The 251-nt window shown below is 62.5% G+C and carries 1 protein-coding gene; it reads right to left on the bottom strand.

Going from position 1 to position 251, the window contains the following annotated elements; translation table 11 throughout:
- Nucleotides 1–251: hypothetical protein (locus tag ACM0OY_RS40645; protein WP_414574338.1), on the bottom strand; the 251-nt coding region annotated here is incomplete at both ends.

Genomic DNA, 251 nt, shown 5'->3' with positions numbered 1-251 from the left:
CAGGCTTTTCCGCCTTGATCCGGCGATTGGCTGCGTCGCGCTCTTTCTTGAGTGTGTCGATCTGGTCGTTCTTCTCCGATAGCAGCTTGTCGTTGGCCTCGGCTTCGGCGCGTGCTTCACGCAGCGTCTTGCGCAGGTCGGACACCGACATGGTGGCGACGTCGTCGAGCGTGATGCCCGCGACGGTGCCACCGTCGTTCAGCTCGGCGACCTGGTCGTCGTCGAGGACGAGCAGCTCGATAAGTTTCGAC

This window comes from Nostoc sp. CCY 9925 (assembly GCF_963920935.1).
In the GTDB taxonomy this organism is placed as follows: domain Bacteria; phylum Cyanobacteriota; class Cyanobacteriia; order Cyanobacteriales; family Nostocaceae; genus Nostoc.
Note: the sequence above shows the minus strand (reverse complement) of the source record. Positions and strands in the feature narration are given on the sequence as shown.